The sequence below is a fragment of the Pseudomonas sp. H26/SER47-MNA-CIBAN-0231 genome (genome assembly GCF_040310465.1).
In the GTDB taxonomy this organism is placed as follows: Bacteria; Pseudomonadota; Gammaproteobacteria; order Pseudomonadales; family Pseudomonadaceae; genus Aquipseudomonas; species Aquipseudomonas atacamensis.
This window is the reverse complement of the sequence record NZ_JBEOPW010000109.1, coordinates 1-262: the sequence shown is the minus strand read 5'-3', so window position 1 is coordinate 262 and position 262 is coordinate 1. Positions and strand designations below refer to the sequence as shown.

Here is a 262-nt window from a genome sequence, read left to right as displayed (position 1 = left end):
CATTAATTCCTTTCCTGCGCTGCAATAATGTAGTCGACGTGCATCGATTGCCGGCCGTGCGAGGCGGTTACGGCGCGGTTCGCCAGGTGGCGAACAGTTCGGTGAGGAACTCGACGAACGCCCGCACCTTGCTGTCGAGCGTCGCGCGGCGCGGATAGAGCGCGTGAAGCTCGACGTCGTTCGTACGGTGCCAGTCGGGCAGCACGATCTCGAGCTCGTTCCTCGCGAGCCGTCGCGCGGTGAAATGCGTGGAGATCAGCGC

The 262-nt window shown here is 63.4% G+C and carries 1 protein-coding gene; it reads right to left on the bottom strand.

The genetic code is table 11. From position 1 onward, the window contains the following. Positions 1–67: 67 nt before the first annotated feature. The coding region (locus AAEZ10_RS27485) for a LysR substrate-binding domain-containing protein (RefSeq protein WP_350571833.1) at positions 68–262 on the bottom strand (195 nt) is incomplete at its 5' end.